This is a genomic window from Streptomyces sp. NPDC088124 (assembly GCF_040685895.1).
In the GTDB taxonomy this organism is placed as follows: domain Bacteria; phylum Actinomycetota; class Actinomycetes; order Streptomycetales; family Streptomycetaceae; genus Streptomyces.
In genome coordinates this window covers 167,492-183,461 of record NZ_JBFBJB010000013.1, presented here as the reverse complement: position 1 = coordinate 183,461, position 15,970 = coordinate 167,492, and the positions used below count along the sequence as shown (strand labels likewise).

At 74.0% G+C, this 15,970-nt stretch carries 14 protein-coding genes and 2 rRNA genes; 13 read left to right on the top strand and 3 right to left on the bottom strand.

Going from position 1 to position 15,970, the window contains the following annotated elements; genetic code table 11:
* The 4 genes from AB0P17_RS13465 to AB0P17_RS13450 all read left to right on the top strand — a co-directional run.
* Window positions 1-74: ribosomal RNA gene (locus AB0P17_RS13465) — 23S ribosomal RNA — on the top strand; the annotation flags it as partial.
* 136 nt (window positions 75-210) lie between these two features.
* Window positions 211-327, top strand: a 5S ribosomal RNA gene (gene rrf, locus AB0P17_RS13460).
* Between the two features lie 209 nt (window positions 328-536).
* Window positions 537-1,619, top strand: a complete 1,083-nt coding sequence (locus AB0P17_RS13455; RefSeq protein WP_365810478.1) for a hypothetical protein — start codon at window positions 537-539, stop codon at window positions 1,617-1,619.
* A gap of 38 nt (window positions 1,620-1,657) precedes the next feature.
* The gene (locus AB0P17_RS13450; protein ID WP_365810521.1) at window positions 1,658-2,410 is read left to right on the top strand and encodes a hypothetical protein; all 753 of its coding nucleotides are present in this window, start codon (window positions 1,658-1,660) and stop codon (window positions 2,408-2,410) included.
* Between the two features lie 46 nt (window positions 2,411-2,456).
* Here AB0P17_RS13450 and AB0P17_RS13445 read toward each other — a convergent pair whose 3' ends face one another.
* Complete coding sequence (locus AB0P17_RS13445) at window positions 2,457-3,818, bottom strand: DUF1015 domain-containing protein (protein ID WP_365810476.1); 1,362 nt, start codon at window positions 3,816-3,818, stop codon at window positions 2,457-2,459.
* A gap of 83 nt (window positions 3,819-3,901) precedes the next feature.
* Here AB0P17_RS13445 and AB0P17_RS13440 point away from each other — a divergent pair, with 83 nt between their 5' ends.
* The gene (locus AB0P17_RS13440; protein WP_365810474.1) at window positions 3,902-4,930 is read left to right on the top strand and encodes an HAD-IIA family hydrolase; all 1,029 of its coding nucleotides are present in this window, start codon (window positions 3,902-3,904) and stop codon (window positions 4,928-4,930) included.
* A 154-nt stretch (window positions 4,931-5,084) separates the two neighbouring features.
* Here the strand turns inward: AB0P17_RS13440 and AB0P17_RS13435 are convergent, their stop codons facing one another.
* The gene (locus tag AB0P17_RS13435; RefSeq protein ID WP_365810472.1) at window positions 5,085-5,972 is read right to left on the bottom strand and encodes a siderophore-interacting protein; all 888 of its coding nucleotides are present in this window, start codon (window positions 5,970-5,972) and stop codon (window positions 5,085-5,087) included.
* 286 nt (window positions 5,973-6,258) lie between these two features.
* Between AB0P17_RS13435 and AB0P17_RS13430 the strand changes: the two genes are divergently transcribed.
* Window positions 6,259-7,134: an ABC transporter ATP-binding protein gene (locus AB0P17_RS13430; protein ID WP_365810470.1), complete on the top strand. Its 876-nt coding sequence runs from the start codon at window positions 6,259-6,261 to the stop codon at window positions 7,132-7,134.
* Here AB0P17_RS13430 and AB0P17_RS13425 read toward each other — a convergent pair.
* Complete coding sequence (locus AB0P17_RS13425) at window positions 7,123-7,470, bottom strand: sterol-binding protein (RefSeq protein WP_365810468.1); 348 nt, start codon at window positions 7,468-7,470, stop codon at window positions 7,123-7,125. The genes AB0P17_RS13430 and AB0P17_RS13425 overlap by 12 nt on opposite strands.
* A 106-nt stretch (window positions 7,471-7,576) precedes the next feature.
* On the opposite strand from AB0P17_RS13425, the gene AB0P17_RS13420 reads away from it, so the two are divergent.
* From AB0P17_RS13420 to AB0P17_RS13390, 7 genes are all read left to right on the top strand, one after another.
* Window positions 7,577-7,837 carry a hypothetical protein gene (locus tag AB0P17_RS13420; protein ID WP_365810519.1) on the top strand — a complete coding sequence of 87 codons (261 nt, stop codon included), beginning with the start codon at window positions 7,577-7,579 and terminating at the stop codon, window positions 7,835-7,837.
* 34 nt (window positions 7,838-7,871) lie between these two features.
* A complete protein-coding gene (locus AB0P17_RS13415) occupies window positions 7,872-8,687 on the top strand; it encodes a TlyA family RNA methyltransferase (protein ID WP_365810466.1) in 816 nt (271 codons plus the stop codon).
* Between the two features lie 98 nt (window positions 8,688-8,785).
* Window positions 8,786-9,703, top strand: a complete 918-nt coding sequence (locus tag AB0P17_RS13410) for an NAD kinase (RefSeq protein WP_365810517.1) — start codon at window positions 8,786-8,788, stop codon at window positions 9,701-9,703.
* Between the two features lie 124 nt (window positions 9,704-9,827).
* Window positions 9,828-11,579, top strand: a complete 1,752-nt coding sequence (gene recN, locus AB0P17_RS13405; protein WP_365810465.1) for a DNA repair protein RecN — start codon at window positions 9,828-9,830, stop codon at window positions 11,577-11,579.
* A gap of 209 nt (window positions 11,580-11,788) precedes the next feature.
* Window positions 11,789-12,538: a hypothetical protein gene (locus AB0P17_RS13400; RefSeq protein WP_365810464.1), complete on the top strand. Its 750-nt coding sequence runs from the start codon at window positions 11,789-11,791 to the stop codon at window positions 12,536-12,538.
* A 167-nt stretch (window positions 12,539-12,705) separates the two neighbouring features.
* On the top strand, window positions 12,706-13,797 hold the full coding sequence (locus tag AB0P17_RS13395) for a glycosyltransferase family 4 protein (protein ID WP_365810463.1): 1,092 nt from the start codon (window positions 12,706-12,708) through the stop codon (window positions 13,795-13,797).
* A 60-nt stretch (window positions 13,798-13,857) separates the two neighbouring features.
* On the top strand, window positions 13,858-15,945 hold the full coding sequence (locus tag AB0P17_RS13390) for a tetratricopeptide repeat protein (RefSeq protein WP_365810461.1): 2,088 nt from the start codon (window positions 13,858-13,860) through the stop codon (window positions 15,943-15,945).
* The last annotated feature ends 25 nt before the right edge of the window (window positions 15,946-15,970 follow it).

Genomic DNA, 15,970 nt, shown 5'->3' with positions numbered 1-15,970 from the left:
GGTTGATAGGCCAGATGTGGAAGACCGGTAACGGTTGGAGCTGACTGGTACTAATAGGCCGAGGGCTTGTCCTCAGTTGCTCGCGTCCACTGTGTGGTTCCCGGGTTGCGAACAGTCGCACCGGTTGAACCAGTTGTACTCAATTGAAGAGTGTGCTTGTTCGCTAAGTGCCGATATCCCATATGTATGTGTGGGATGGCCCGATAGGGTTTCGGTGGTCATAGCGTGAGGGAAACGCCCGGTTACATTCCGAACCCGGAAGCTAAGCCTCACAGCGCCGATGGTACTGCAGGGGGGACCCTGTGGGAGAGTAGGACGCCGCCGAACAATCTTTCAAGGACCCGTGGTCCAGCGTTCACGCTGGGCTACGGGTCCTTTTTGTTTTGCCCTCTATTACCCGAAGCCACCGTCTCAGGCGCCCGTCGGTACCCCGACTGCGCGAGAATGGCTGCGGTACCCGAAGACAGGAGCCCAACCGATGTCCCCCAATTCCTCCGACGACCGTCCTGAGCGCGACCCGCGCCGCAGTGACAACGGTGACCGGGGCGGCTTCCGAGGCGGCCGTGACGATCGCGATCGTGGACCGCGTCGTGATGACCAGCGCGGTGGCGGGTTCCGTGGCGCGCGTGACGGTCGGCCCAGCGGTCCCCGACGCGATGACGACCGGGGTGGCCGCGCCGGCTCGGGTTCCCGCTTCGGCGGTGGCAGCAGCAGCGGTGGCGGGGGTGGCGGCGGCTACGGGCGCCGTGATGACCGGCCCAGCGGTCCGCGTCGTGACGACCGGGGCGGTGACCGGTCCGGTGGGTTCCGGCGGGATGACCGGCCTGCGTTCCGGCGGGACGACCGCCGCGACGAGCGGCCGAGTGGTCCGCGTCGTGACGACCGGGGTGGCGACCGCCGGGACGACCGGCGGGATGACCGGTCCGGTGGGTTCCGGCGTGACGACCGGCCTGCGTTCCGGCGGGATGACCGCCGCGATGAGCGGCCCGGCGGTCCGCGTCGGGACGACCGGGGTGGCGAGCGGCGGGATGAGCGGCCCGGCGGTCCCCGGCGCAGCGACGACCGTGGTGGTTTCCGGCGTGACGACCGGCGGGACGACCGCCGAGGTGACCGCCGTGACGACCGGCCGAGTGGTCCGCGTCGGGACGACCGGCGGGATGAGCGGCCCGGCGGTTTCCGGCGTGACGACCGGCCCGCGGGCCCGCGCCGCGACAACGACCGTGGCGACAGCCGTGGCGGGTTCCGCCGTGACGACAGCCGCGGCGGCGGGGGCGGTTACGGGCGCCGTGACGACCGGCCCGGCGGTCCGCGTCGTGACGACCGGGGTGGCGACCGCCGGGACGACCGGCGGGATGACCGGTCTGGTGGGTTCCGGCGTGACGACCGGCCCGGCTTCCGGCGTGATGACCGGGGCGGCCGGCCCGGTGGCCCGCGTCGTGACGAGCGGGGTGCCGACAGCCGTGGCGGCGGGGGTGGCTACGGGCGCCGTGACGACCGGCGCGACGACCGTGGCGGATACCGTGGCCGGGACGACAACCGCGGTGGCGGCTACGAGCGGCGTGACGACCGGGACCGTGACCGCGAGCCCATCAAGCGGCTGCCGATCCCGGACGACGTGACCGGCGACGAGATCGACAAGAGCGTGCGGCAGGAGCTGATGAGCCTGCCCAAGACGCTCGCGGAGGACGTCGCCCGTAACCTCGTCATGGTCGCCCAGCTCATCGACGAGGACCCCGAGCGGGCATACGCCTACTCGCGGATCGCTCTGCGGCTCGCCTCCCGTGTCGCCGCCGTGCGCGAGGCCGCCGGCTTCGCCGCGTACGCGACGCAGAAGTACTCCGAGGCGCTGGCCGAGTTCCGGGCGGCCCGGCGGATGACCGGCAGCGTGGAGCTGTGGCCCGTCATGGCCGACTGCGAGCGCGGTCTCGGCCGGCCCGAGCGGGCGATGGCCATGGCCGGCGAGCCCGAGGTGCAGAAGCTCGACAAGGCGGGGCAGGTCGAGATGCGGCTCGTCGCGGCCGGTGCGCGCAGGGACATGGGGCAGATCGACGCCGCCATCGTCACCCTGCAGAGCCCCGAGCTGGCGTCCAGCTCCGTACAGCCGTGGACCGCGCGGCTCCGCTACGCGTACGCCGACGCTCTGCTGTCGGCCGGGCGTGAGGACGAGGCGCGCGAGTGGTTCGGCAGGACCATCGAGGCGGACAAGGACGGCGCGACCGACGCGTCGGACCGGCTCGCCGAGTTGGACGGGGTCGAGTTCGTCGACGCCATGGACGAGGAGGAGGCGGAGGGGGACAACGGCGCCCCGGTCGGCAAGGACGCCGGCGCCGCCGTCCCGCCGGTGGGTGACGCGGACGCGGACGCCCTCGTCGACGAGGACATCGTGGTCGACGACGATGAGAAGCGCTGAGCGATGACAGAGGTGGGCGGTATCCCGGCAGGGGTGCCGCCCACCGTCAGTCGAAGGTGACGCTCCGCATGACCAGGCCCGTGGCCGGCTTCGGGCCGAACGACGTCGACTTGCGCGGCATGGTGACCCCTTGGCGTGCCAGCTCCCGTACGACGTCCTCGTGCACCGGGTGCATCAGGACCGCCGTGCCGCCGGTGCGCTCGGCCTGGGTGACGGCCGCCTCTGTGTCGTGGAGGTAGGAGATGTGTTCCGGGTCGTCCGGGATCCGCCAGACATGGTCCAGCAGTGTGGCGTGCAGGACCGTCGCGTCCAGCCGCTGCCAGGCGGTCGGTCGGTCGTTCCGTACCGTACGGGCCAGCAGCTCCTCGTCCGGGCGGTTCACGAGGTGGAAGCGGCCATCCCCGGCGAGCAGGAACGCGTTGCCCGTGGCCGCCGCGTCCCCCAGTGCGCCCAGCGCCTCGGGGAGCGGTCCGTCGATCGTACGGACCCGGAAGGAGCCCGCGAGCGCGTCGAGCGCCCGGCCCACCGGCAGTCCGCGCAGCAGACGGTGGATGGAACGGACCTGGAGGGGGTAGCGGGCGGTGTCGATCAGCAGGACCAGGCCGTACCCCCAGGGCCCCGCCGCCCCTGCCGGTCCCTCCGGTCCCGCCGTCGCCGCGTGTTCGTCGCGCAGCCGCAGATAGGTCGCCCAGCGGTGGTGGCCGTCGGCGATCAGGGCCTGGTGGCGGGCGAGGTCGTCGGAGACGTGTGCCAGATCCGTCGGGTCCGTGACCGCCCAGAGGCGGTGGGCGAAGCCGTCCTCCGTGGTGGTGGTGAGGAGCGGGGCCCGGCCGAGGGCGCGCTCGACGACACCCGCCGTACCGCCCGGGGGCGTCGCCGGTTCCCCGGACGGTTCCCCGGAGAGGGGGCCGGAGGGGGCGCCGTAGGTGTCGCCGCGGTACGTGAGCAGCAGCGGCTCCAGGTTCGCCGCCGTCGTCCGCAGCAGCGCCGCGCGGTCCTCCACGACGTCGGCCATCACGTCCTCGTGCGGCAGCACGATGCCGTCGGCGGGGGAGGAGAGCGCCAGGGCGCCGATGACGCCCCGCTGGAGCACCTCGCCCCTGCGCTGCTCGTACACGTAGAGCGCGGGCTCGGGGTCCGGCGCGAGGACGCCCTCCGCCAGCCACCGCTCCAGCGTCGCCGCCGCCTGGTGGTGCCGGTTCGCGGGGGTGGCGGCCTGCGGCAGGATGAGCCGGACGATGTTGTGCGGGTCCGCGGACTCCAGGTGGTGCAGTCCGTCGGGCCTGACGACGACGTCGTACGGTGGCGAGGTCACCGCGGACAGGCTGCCCACACGTTCCGGGACGTACCGGAGCCCACGGAACGGAATCAGTCGCAGACCCTTGTCCGCAGGACCTGTTGTGTTCATCCGAGCATCGTATGTGCATCGTATGGACGGGGTGGGCATGAGCGATGATCGGGTGAAAGTCCCGGACGAGGAGTGTAAGCGGCATGAGCGAGCAGAGCAGGACCAGGCCGAGCGGGAGTGCGACCGCGCTGAGCGAGGCGTACGACACGGCTCTGCTCGATCTCGACGGGGTGGTGTACGCCGGCGGGGAGGCCATCGCGCACGCCGTCGAGTCGCTGCGTACGGCCCGGGACGGGGGGATGCGGCTCGCGTACGTCACCAACAACGCGCTGCGCCCGCCGGACGCCGTCGCGGCCCATCTCACGGAGCTGGGCGTGCCCGCGGAGCCCGCTGATGTGATCACCTCGGCGCAGGCGGTCTCCCGGCTGATCGCCGAGCAGCTGCCCGCGGGGTCGAAGGTACTGGTCATCGGGGGTGACGGGCTGCGGATCGCGCTGCGCGAGCGGGGGCTGGAGCCGGTCGAGTCGGCCGAGGACGACCCGGCCGCGGTCGTACAGGGGTACGGCGGCCCCGATCTGGCGTGGGGGCGGTTCGCCGAGGCGTGCTACGCGATCAACCGGGGCGTGCCGTGGTACGCGTCCAACACCGACCTGACGATCCCCAGCGCGCGCGGGATCATGCCGGGCAACGGCGCGGCGGTGGAGGTCGTACGGATCGCCACGGGCGCCGAGCCGCAGGTCGCGGGGAAGCCGCTGCCCCCGATGCACCGGGAGACGATCCTGCGGACCGGGGCGAGGAAGGCGCTGGTCGTCGGGGACCGGCTGGACACCGACATCGAGGGGGCGTTCAACGGCGGGGTCGACTCGCTGCTCGTCCTGACCGGGGTGACGGACGGGGCGCGGCTGCTGGCCGCCGAGCCCAAGTACCGGCCGACGTATGTGGACGCCGATCTGCGCGGGCTGCTCACCGGCCAGCCCGAGGTGACGGCGGTGGGCGGCGGCTTCGGCTGCGGCGGCTGGACTGCCTCGGCCGGTACGGGCGTGCTGGTCCTGGACGGGGACGGTACGGCGCTGGACGGGCTGCGGGCGCTGTGCGCGGCGGCCTGGACGGACGCCGGTGACGGCGCGTGCGCGCTGGACGCGGGCAAGGCGCTGGCCCGGCTCGGGCTCTAGACGGGAATCCGGGGTGACAGGCGGGACTTCAGGCGGAACAGGCGGAACAGGCGGGACTTCGGGGTGACTCGTCCGGGCCGGGCTCGTGGCGGGGCTCGTGGTGGGGTGCGGGGGCCGGGCTCCGGGGCCTCGCTCGCCGGGCCGGAGGGCGGGGTCACGCCTCCTCGGCGGCCTGGAGCAGGTGGTCCTCGGAGGCGCCCCGGCGCCAGTAGCCGCTGAATTTCACCGCGCGCCGGTCGAAGCCGCGGTCCCCGACGAGGTGGCGGCGTACCGCCTTCACCGTCGCCGCCTCCCCGGCGACCCAGGCGTACGGGGTGCCGGCCGGGAGCGCGGCGGCGCGGATCGCCTCCGGGGCGGCGGGCGAGGCGTTGCGGACGAGCCAGGTGATGTCGGCGTCCGCCTTGGTGGGCAGTTCCTGACGCTCCGCCGGGTCGTGGACCTCGATCCAGACCCGGGCCGGGGTGCCCGGGGCCAGCGCGTCGAGGATGCCGGCGACGGCGGGGAGCGCGGACTCGTCGGCGGTCAGGAGGATCCAGTCGGTGTCCTCCGGCGGCCGGAAGTCGTATCCGCCGTTCTCCTCGTCGACCGGCGCCAGGACGCGGACGCGGTCGCCGGGCGCGGCGGTCCCGGCCCAGCGCGAGGCGGGCCCCGACGCGTCGCCGGAATCCGCGTGCAGCGCGAAGTCGATGACCAACTCGTCCGGTTCGCGGCGCAGTTCGCGGATCGTGTACGTACGCATGATGCCGCGCACCGCCGGGTCGAGCGCGCGCCACTCCGCGTACCAGTCGGCCACCCCCGGCTCCGGCATGACCGGCTCGGGCTGGCCGGGGTGGGGCAGGAAGAGCTTGACGCGCTGGTCCCGGCCGGCCGAGGCCATCCGCGCCAGGGCGGGGCCGCCGAGGACGATCCGTGCCATGGCGGGGGTGATCCGCTCCGCGCGGAGCACCTCCACGGTGAAGAACTGGAAGGGCGACGGGGGCGGGGGAGAGGCCGGGGAGGGGGACGGGGGCGGAGCGGTGGTGGACGGCGAAGCGTCGGTCATACGGGGAGCCTCTTCGACTTCTCGATGGCGGCGGCGAGTTGGTGCCGGAGCAGGGCGTACCCCGCGTGGCGGAGCTGTGTTCCGTCGGGCCGCGGGGCGCCCCGGCGGCCCATGCGGGGAGCCGTTCATGGTGAAGACGTCCCCGACCGAAGCATGATGCGAGGGTAGGCTAACCTAACCTCGTACTGGTCGACAGTCCCCCGGAACGGCGCGCGCAGGCTCGCCCCCTCACCCACAGCGGCAATCGGCATCGGTAATGAACCCCGCGGACACCAGGAGTACGACCATGCAGCGCCTCACCGCGGAATCGGTGACCCTCGGCTACGACCAGCGGGTCATCGCCCGCGATCTCTCCGTGGAGATTCCCGACCACTCCTTCACGGTGATCGTCGGCCCGAACGCCTGCGGCAAGTCGACCCTGCTCCGGGCCCTCTCGCGGATGCTCAAGCCGGCCGAGGGGCGCGTCCTGCTCGACGGCTCGGTCATCCATGCGATGCCCGCCAAGAAGGTCGCCAAGATCCTCGGGCTGCTCCCCCAGACGTCGATCGCGCCCGACGGCATCACCGTCGCCGACCTGGTGGCGCGCGGCCGCTACCCGCACCAGGGGCTGCTGCGCCAGTGGTCGCCGGAGGACGAGCGGATCGTCGGCGAGTCGATGGAGGCCACCGGCGTCGGTGAACTGGCCGACCGCTATGTCGACGAACTCTCCGGCGGCCAGCGCCAGCGCGTCTGGATCGCCATGGCCCTCGCGCAGCAGACGCCGCTGCTCCTGCTGGACGAGCCGACCACCTTCCTCGACATCCAGCACCAGATCGACGTACTCGACCTCTGCGCCGAACTGCACGAGAGCCAGGGCCGTACGCTCGTCGCCGTCCTGCACGACCTCAACCACGCCGCCCGGTACGCCACGCACCTCATCGCGATGCGCGACGGGCGGATCGTGGCGGAGGGCGCCCCGGCGGAGGTCGTGACGGCCGAGCGGGTGGAGGAGGTCTTCGGGCTGCGCTGCCAGGTCATCGACGACCCGGAGACGGGCACGCCGCTGGTGGTGCCGGCGGGGCGACGGGCACGGCGCAAGCCCTCGCAGGGGCCCGGGCAGCCGTACCCCGCCGGGGCGGCGGCGGAGGCGGGCCGGCAGGCCGGGGAACTGCTAGAGAAGTGACTTCAGGCGCAGCAGATCCCGGAAGCCGGCCTCCAGCCTGACCCGGCCCGCGCCCCACGCGCGGGCGAAGTTCAGTTCGCCGTCGACCAGCGCCACCAGATCGTTGCCCGTCATGGCCAGCCTGATCTGAGCGCGGTCGGGCGGCGGTCCCGGGACCGTGTCGGCCACCTCGATCCGGCCGTCCACCAGCCGCCCGGTGAACGTGATGTCCAGATCGGTGATGTGGCAGCTCAGAGAGCGGTCGAAGCCGACCGCCCGGCCGGCCTCGCCGTCGGTCCGCGCCAGATTGTCCGAGAGCTTGTCGAGTGCGCCGCGGCACTCCTCCTTCGTCGCCATCGGCACCGACGGTACCGCAGCCCTTCGCGGTAGCGTCGTGGGTATGAGTGACGTGACCGCGGACCCGGCCCCCGACCCGGCGGGCTCGACGGACCCTGCGGAGCCCATGGGCCCGGCGGGATCCGTCGGCCCCGCGGAGCCGGCCGGCCCGCCGGAACCCCGTCCCCTCGGGGTGGCCCGCACCCCGACGGGCGATGCCGGGGTGGACCGGGCGCTGGACCGGCTCGCCGACGCCGACCACCTCCCCGCCGACGGCCACATCGAGGTGTACGAGGATGTGCACGGGGGACTGCGCGACGCGCTGACCGCGCTCGACGCACGTCCCGGACCCCCCTCGCCTCCGGGGTCCCCGGGCCCGCCCCGGTGACCCCTCGCGTACGACCACAGGAGCTGAACCGAACGTGGCTGGACTGGCACGCCGCCGTCTCGATGCCGAGCTGGTACGCCGTAATCTCGCGCGGTCGCGCGAGCACGCGAGCCAGCTCATCGCCGCGGGCCGGGTGACCGTCGGCGGCACCACCGCAACCAAACCCGCCACGCAGGTGGAGACCAGCGCCGCCGTCGTCGTCAAGGCGGACGACAGCGACCCCGACTACGTCTCGCGCGGCGGCCACAAGCTCGCGGGCGCGCTCGCCGCCTTCGTACCGCTCGGCCTGGAGGTACGGGGCCGGCGCGCCCTCGACGCGGGCGCCTCCACCGGTGGGTTCACCGATGTGCTGCTGCGAGCCGGGGCCGCCCGGGTCGTCGCGGTGGACGTCGGATACGGACAACTCGCCTGGTCGCTGCGGAGCGATGAACGCGTCACCGTCAAGGACCGTACGAACGTACGTGAGTTGACGCTTGATGCGATCGAAGGGGAGCCCGTGGATCTGATCGTGGGGGATCTGTCGTTCATTCCGCTGGGGGTGGTGCTGCCGGCCCTGGTGGGCTGCGCCGCCCCCGACGCCGATCTCGTGATGATGGTCAAGCCGCAGTTCGAGGTGGGCAAGGAGCGCCTCGGCAGCGGCGGTGTGGTCCGCAGCCCCGAGCTGCGGGCCGAGGCCGTACGGAACGTGGCCCGGCGGGCGGGTGAACTCGGCCTCGGCGTACGGGGCGTCACCGCCAGTCCGCTGCCCGGCCCCTCCGGAAATGTCGAGTACTTTCTGTGGCTCCGCGCCGGGGCGCCCGAGCTGGACCCGGCGGATGTCGACCGTGCAGTGGCGGAGGGACCCCGGTGACGACGAACGCAGCCGAAGGACGCGGGGCGGCCACGGAAGGTACGGCGGCCGGGGAACGAGTGGCGGCCGGAGAGCGGCTGTGGGACGGGGAGAACGCGTTGGACGAGGAACGCGCGGCCAACGCCGACCGGACCGTCTTCCTGCTGGCCCACACCGGCCGGCCGGCGGCCATCCGCAGCGCCGAACTGGTCGTGAACGGGCTGGTGCGCAGCGGGATCGGGGTCCGGGTGCTGGACAGCGAGGCGGCCGATCTGCCGCTGCCCGACTCCGTCCAGACGGCGCCCGAGGCCATCCCCGACGCGCTGGAGGGGTGCGAGCTGCTGATCGTGCTCGGCGGGGACGGCACCCTGCTGCGCGGCGCCGCGTTCGCGCGCGCCTCAGGTGTGCCGATGCTCGGCGTCAACCTGGGCCGGGTCGGCTTCCTCGCCGAGGCGGAACGGGACGATCTGGACAAGGTCGTCGACCGGGTCGTCACTCGTGCGTATGAGGTCGAGGAGCGGATGACGATCGATGTCGTCGTCCACAGCAACGGCGATGTCGTCCACCAGGACTGGGCGCTCAACGAGGCGGCCGTCCAGAAGGTCTCGCCCGAGCGGATGCTCGAAGTCGTGCTGGAGATCGACGGCCGACCGGTCACCGGATTCGGCTGCGACGGCATCGTCTGCGCCACCCCGACCGGTTCGACCGCGTACGCCTTCTCGGCGGGCGGTCCGGTGGTCTGGCCGGAGGTCGAGGCGCTGCTGATGGTGCCGATCAGCGCCCACGCGCTCTTCGCGAAACCGCTGGTGACGTCGCCGACGACGGTGCTCGCGGTGGAGGTGCAGCAGGACACCCCGAACGGGGTGCTGTGGTGCGACGGCCGCCGGACGATCGAACTGCCCCCGGGGGCGCGGGTGGAGGTGCGGCGCGGCTCCGTCCCGGTGCGGCTGGCGCGGCTGCACCACGCCTCGTTCACCGACCGGCTGGTGGCCAAGTTCGCGCTGCCGGTCTCCGGGTGGCGCGGGGCGCCGCACTGATATCGGCCGCGTACGGTTCCGGGTGGTTCGGCCGCGTATGGGATGAATGGCGGACCACCCGGACATCGGTCCTCCAGAGAACTCGGGGGTGGGGTGCGTCGCGCACCATGTGCCGGGACCTCGTATGGTCGTCACCGTGTTGGAGGAGATGCGGATACGGTCGCTCGGGGTCATCGACGACGCGGTCGTCGAGCTGTCGCCCGGCTTCACGGCGGTGACCGGCGAGACCGGCGCGGGCAAGACCATGGTCGTCACCAGTCTGGGACTGCTGCTCGGCGGGCGCGCCGACCCCGCCCTGGTGCGGATCGGCGCGAAGTCGGCGGTGGTCGAGGGGCGGATCACGCTTGCCCCGGGCGCGCCGGCGATGCTGCGGGCCGAGGAGGCGGGCGCGGAGCTCGACGAGGGCGCGCTGCTCATCAGCAGGACCGTCTCGGCCGAGGGGCGCTCGCGCGCCCATCTCGGCGGACGCTCCGTGCCGGTGGGCATGCTGGGGGAGCTGGCGGACGACCTCGTCGCCGTGCACGGCCAGACCGACCAGCAGGGCCTGCTGCGCCCCGCGCGCCAGCGCAAGGCCCTGGACCGGTACGCGGGGGACGCGGTCGGCGCCCCGGGCGCCGCGTACGCCACCGCGTACCGCAGGCTGCGGGCCGTGGCGGCCGAGCTGGACGAGCTCACGACCCGGGCCAGGGAGCGCGCGCAGGAGGCCGATCTGCTGCGCTTCGGGCTGACCGAGATCGCGGCCGTCGAGCCCCTGGCGGGGGAGGACACCGAACTCGCCGCGGAGGCCGAGCGGCTGGGCCACGCGGAGGCCCTCGCCTCGGCCGCCTCCCTCGCCCACGCCGCGCTCGCGGGCAACCCCGAGGACCCGGAGGGTGTTGACGCGACGACCCTCGTCGGGGGTGCCGGGCGGGCCCTGGACGCGGTGAAGGCCCATGATCCGGTGCTGGCCGGGCTGGCCGACCGGATGGGGGAGATCGCGATCCTCCTGACGGACGTCGCGGGTGAACTCGCCGGATACGCGGACAATCTGGACGCCGATCCGCGCCGGCTGGCCGCCGTCGAGGAACGCCGCGCCGCGCTGACCGGGCTGACCAGGAAGTACGGCGCGGACATCGACGCCGTACTGGCCTGGTCCGAGGAGAGCGCCGCGCGGCTGACCGAGCTGGAGGGCGACGACGAGCGGATCGGCGAGCTGACGGCCGAGCGGGACGCGCTGCGCGCCGAACTCTCCGGTCTCGCCCAGGCGCTCACCGACGCCCGTACGGAGGCGGCGGCACGCTTCGCGGAGGCCGTCACCGCGGAGCTGGCCTCCCTGGCCATGCCGCACGCGCGGGTCTCGTTCGACATCCGGCAGACCGAGTCGCCGGACGAGAGCGCGGGCGTCGACGTCGGCGGGCGCTCCGTGGTCTACGGGCCGCACGGCGCCGACGAGGTCGAACTGCTGCTGGCCCCGCACCCCGGCGCCCAGCCCCGGCCGATCGCCAAGGGCGCGTCGGGCGGTGAGCTGTCGCGCGTGATGCTCGCCGTGGAGGTGGTCTTCGCCGGGTCCGACCCCGTACCGACGTATCTCTTCGACGAGGTCGACGCGGGTGTCGGCGGCAAGGCGGCGGTCGAGGTCGGCCGCAGGCTGGCGAAGCTCGCCCGGTCGGCACAGGTGGTGGTGGTCACCCACCTCCCCCAGGTCGCGGCCTTCGCGGACCGGCAGCTCCTGGTCGAGAAGACGGTCGACGGATCGGTGACGAGTTCCGGGGTGACGGTCCTGGAGGGCGAGGACCGGGTACGGGAGCTGTCGCGGATGCTCGCGGGCCAGGAGGACTCGGAGACGGCACGCGCCCACGCGGAGGAACTGCTGGCCACGGCCCGTTCGGACGCCTAGGGGCGGGCGGCCGTCGGAGCGGGTCGTCGGAGCGGACTCATGGAACGGACCGCTGGAACGGGTCGTCGGAACCGACTCATGGAACGGACCGCTGGAACGGGTCGTCGGAACCGACTCATGGAACGGGCCCTGCCGGGCGGATCCGGCAGGGCCCGTTCCGGGCAAGGCTCCCGGTCGGGGCGCGCGGCGCACGTTCTAGGGTGATCCGCATGGCCGCCAGGAAGAGCAGGACCGCCGCGTTCCTCACCGCGCTGGGCACCACCCGTGGCGTGTACGAAGTGCTCCGCTCCCGTGCGCCGGGGGAGCCCGCGCGCTGGCGGCGGAGCAACTACGCCGGGCGCACCGTGGACCTGTACGCCGGTCCCGCCACCGTCCTCGGAGCCGCCGCCGGGTCCGCGCCGGTCGGTGCGCGGGGCGCCGTCGCGCTCGCCGTCCTCGCCGCCGGTGCCTGCGGGGCGTACGACGACCGGGCCGGCGTGGGCGATCCGCGCAGGGGCTTCGCGGCGCACCTCGGCGCGTTGCGCCACGGTGAGGTGACCACCGGGGCCGTGAAGCTCCTCGGCATCGGGGCGGCGGCGCTCGCCGCGGGCGCGCTGCTCAAGGAGCGTGCCGTGGACCGGCTGCTGGCCGGTGTCGTGATCGCGGGCGGCGCGCACTGCGTCAACCTCCTCGACGTACGCCCCGGCAGGGCCTGTGTCGGGGTGCTCGCGCTCGGCGCACCCGGCCTGCTGCGCGAGGGCACCGCGGGGGCCCTGGCCGCCGTCCCCGTGGGTGCCGCCGCGGCGGTCGTCGGCGCCGACCTCGGGGAGCGGACAATGCTCGGCGACGCGGGCGCCCACGCGCTCGGCGCGGCCCTCGGCGCCGCGGTCGTCGCGGGCAACGGGCGGGCGGGGCTGGCCGTACACGCACTGGGAGTCATCGCCGGGACGGCGTACGGTGACAGGGTCGGCCGCCGGTGAGCGTGGCGCGGAACCGGGACGGCCGACCCGCGTCCTCACCCGTGTGAGTGATACCGGGCGCGGAGTTGAGGCGTCGGACACCGGAACGACGCCCCGGCGGTGCCGGAACGTGCGTACGGACTGGCATCCTTGACGCATACCCTCACCGATCCAGGAGCCTTGCCCACGTGACACAACTGCGTACGGTCCAGGTGCTGGGCGGTGGCAGCGCGGGCAGCAGCGCGCACGTCCGATCGCTGGCGGCGGGGCTGGTCGCCCGGGGCGTGCGCGTGACCGTGTGCGCCCCCGCCGAGCTCGACCGTGCCTACGATTTCAGCGGCGCCGGGGCGTACCACGTCCCGGTCGCCCGGCGCGGCGACCCGGCCTCGGTGGCGGCGCTCCGGGCGGCCTGCGCCGGAGCGGACGTGGTGCACGCGCACGGGCTGCACGCCGCCGTACGGACCGCGCTCGCCCTCGGCGGACTGAGGGTGCCGCTGGTCGTCACCTGGCACACCCGTACGGAGGCGGCGGGGCCTCGCGGCCGCCTGCTGCGGATGCTGGAACGGCGCGCGGTCAGGGCCGCCTCGGTGGTGCTCGGGGCGACCTCCGAACTGGTGGACGGGGCGCGTCGGCGGGGCGCGCGCGACGCCCGCCTCGCGCCCGTCGCGCTGCCCGCGCCCTGCCACCAGGCCGCGGGCGAGGAGAACAAGTCCCGCGCCGAACTCGGCGCGGTCGAACGCCCGTTGCTGATGGCCGTCGGCAGCCTCGTACCGGACCAGGGGTACGACACGCTCCTCGACGCCGTGGCCGGCTGGCGCCACCTGGACCCCGCCCCGCTGCTCACCATCGCGGGCGAGGGCCGGGAACGCGCCAGGCTCCAGCGCCGGATCGAGGACGACGACCTGCCCGTACAGCTCATCGGCCGCAGGGACGACATCAGCGAACTCCTCGCGACGGCGGACGTCGCCGTGCTCGCCAGCCGCTGGGAGGCCCGCTCGGTGCTGGCCCAGGAGGCGCTGCGGCTCGGCGTGCCGCTGGTCGCGACGGCGGTGGGCGCCATCCCCGAACTCGTCGGCGACGCCGCCGAACTCGTCCCGTACGGCGACGCGCCGGCCCTGGCGGAGGCGGTGACGCGCCTGCTGGCCGACCCGGAGCTGCGGGCCCGGCTCGCGACGGCGGGCCGGGCGCAGGCGGCCACCTGGCCGACGGAGGACGAGACGATCGCGCAGGTGCTGTGCGTGTACGACGAACTGACGGAGCGGGGACGCCCGGCACGCTGACCCGGCCAGGGCCTAGGGTAGGCAGCCGGAGTGGGCCGGAGCGGGCCGAGGGGAGAGCGTGTGGAGAGCCGCAGTGCCGCTGAGGGATCCGGCGGGACGGTGAGCAACACCGTCTCCGGGGACGCGGTGATCTCGGGGCCGCTGGTGCAGGCCGGATACATCGGTTCGATCACCTACCCGCCCCCGCCGCCCCCGGTGATTCCTCGCCAGCTTCCCGTCCCGCACAACGGTTTCGTCAACCGGGTCGATGAACTGACCATCCTCAAGGGAGTGCTCGCCGCCCCCGCGGGTTGCTGCGCCCAGGCGCTGGTGACCGGCCTCGGCGGGGTCGGCAAGACCGAGCTCGTGGCCCATTGGGCCAACGACCCCGAGGTGCAGGCCCGCTACCCGGGCGGACAGCTCTACGTCGACCTGGAGGACCTGCGGTACGGCGACGCCGTCGACATCGGCGGTGTCCTCGGTATCCTGCTCCGCTCGCTCAACGTGGACGAGAGCCGTATCCCGCCCACTCTCGGCGAGCGGTCCGCGCTGTTCCGCTCCGCCACCGCGCGGCGGCCGGTGCTCGTCGTGGTCGACAACGTACGCGCCGCCCCCGAGGTCAGACCGCTGCTGCCCGGCGTCGGACTCGCGGTCGTGCTCAGCCGTAGCCGGCTGGCGCCCCTGCTGCTCGACGGCGCGGTGGACGTGCCCGTCCCTCCGCTGGACAGCCGGGCCGGGGTCCGGCTCGTACGGCGCTGGCGGAGCACGGCGGCGGACGACGCGGCGGCCGAACTGGTCTCCCTCTGCGCCGGGCTGCCGCTCCTCATGCGCGCGGTCGGGGAGCGCCTGGTGGGGCAACCGCACAGGACACTGGAGGACGTGGTGCGTGAGCTGACGGACGGCACGGACGCCGGGAACGGGTCCGGCGACGGCGGGGCCGTGATGGACGCCGTCGTCGCGGGCTTCAGCGGCCCCACCCGGCGCCTCTACGACCTGCTCGGACTGCTCCCCGGCACCACCTTCACCGCGCCCCTCGCCCACGCGGCCGGCGCGGGGGAGGAGTTCGACGCCGCGCTCACCGACCTCCTCGCCGTACATCTCGTGGTCGCCATCGGCCCCCGGGGCCGCTACCGGATGCACGACGTGGTCCGCACGCACGCGCGGGCGCTCAGCAGCCGCCGGGAGGGCGCCGAGGAGCGCCGCCGCACCGTGCTGCGCGGCGTCGTGGACTTCTACGTCGCCGCCGCGGCCCGCGCCGACCGGCTGATCCTCGGCAACCGGTGGCGCCTTCAGGAGAGCCCCGCGGATCCCGGAGCCTCCGGCCCCGTACGGGACCGGCTCTTCACCACCTCCGCCGAGGCGGTGGACTGGCTGGACGACGAGCGGGACACGCTCCTCGCCGTGCTGCGCGCCGCGGACGGGGAACGGTGGTACGACGCCGTCTGGCGGCTCTGCGAGTCGCTGTGGGCACTCTTCGAGAGCCGCAAGCACTACGCCGACTGGATCGACTCGCACCGGCTGGGGATCGAGGCGGCGGCCCGGGAGGGCCGCTTCGACGCCGAGGTCAGGATGCGCAACCAACTCGCCCGCGCCCACTACGGACTGGGCGAGTACGACGACGCCAGGGACCAACTGGCCCGTGCGGAGCCCCTTCTGGAGACGCTGGCCGACCCGCGCCTCTCCGGCGCCGTACGGGAGTCGCAGGGGCTGCTGCAGCTCGCGGCCGGCGACCCGGACACCGCGGTCGAGCTGTTCCGCGGCGCGCTGGTGGCCAACGAGGGGGACACGCACGGCATCGTCGTGCAGAGCTACCACCTCGGGCAGGCGCTGATCGCCGCCGGACGGAACCAGGAGGCGGCCGACGTGCTGGCGCGGGCCGCCGCGACCGCGGCCGGGACCGGGGACGACGGGATGCGGTCGAAGACCGGCATTCAACTCGCCCGCGCGCAACGCGCCCTGGGAGACCCCGCGCTCGCCGTGCGGACGGTCACCGAGGCGGCGGTGTGGGCCGGACGGCACGGCCAGTACACCAAGCTCGACCAGGCGCTGGAACTCACGGCCGAGCTGGCCCGGGAGATCGGCGACGACCGGCTCGGACAGGAGAGCCTGGACAAACTCCGCGCACTGCGCGCCGACATGGACCTGTCCCGGCGGCCCGGCCCGGCCTGAGCCGCCCGGCCCCTCCGCCTCCGCC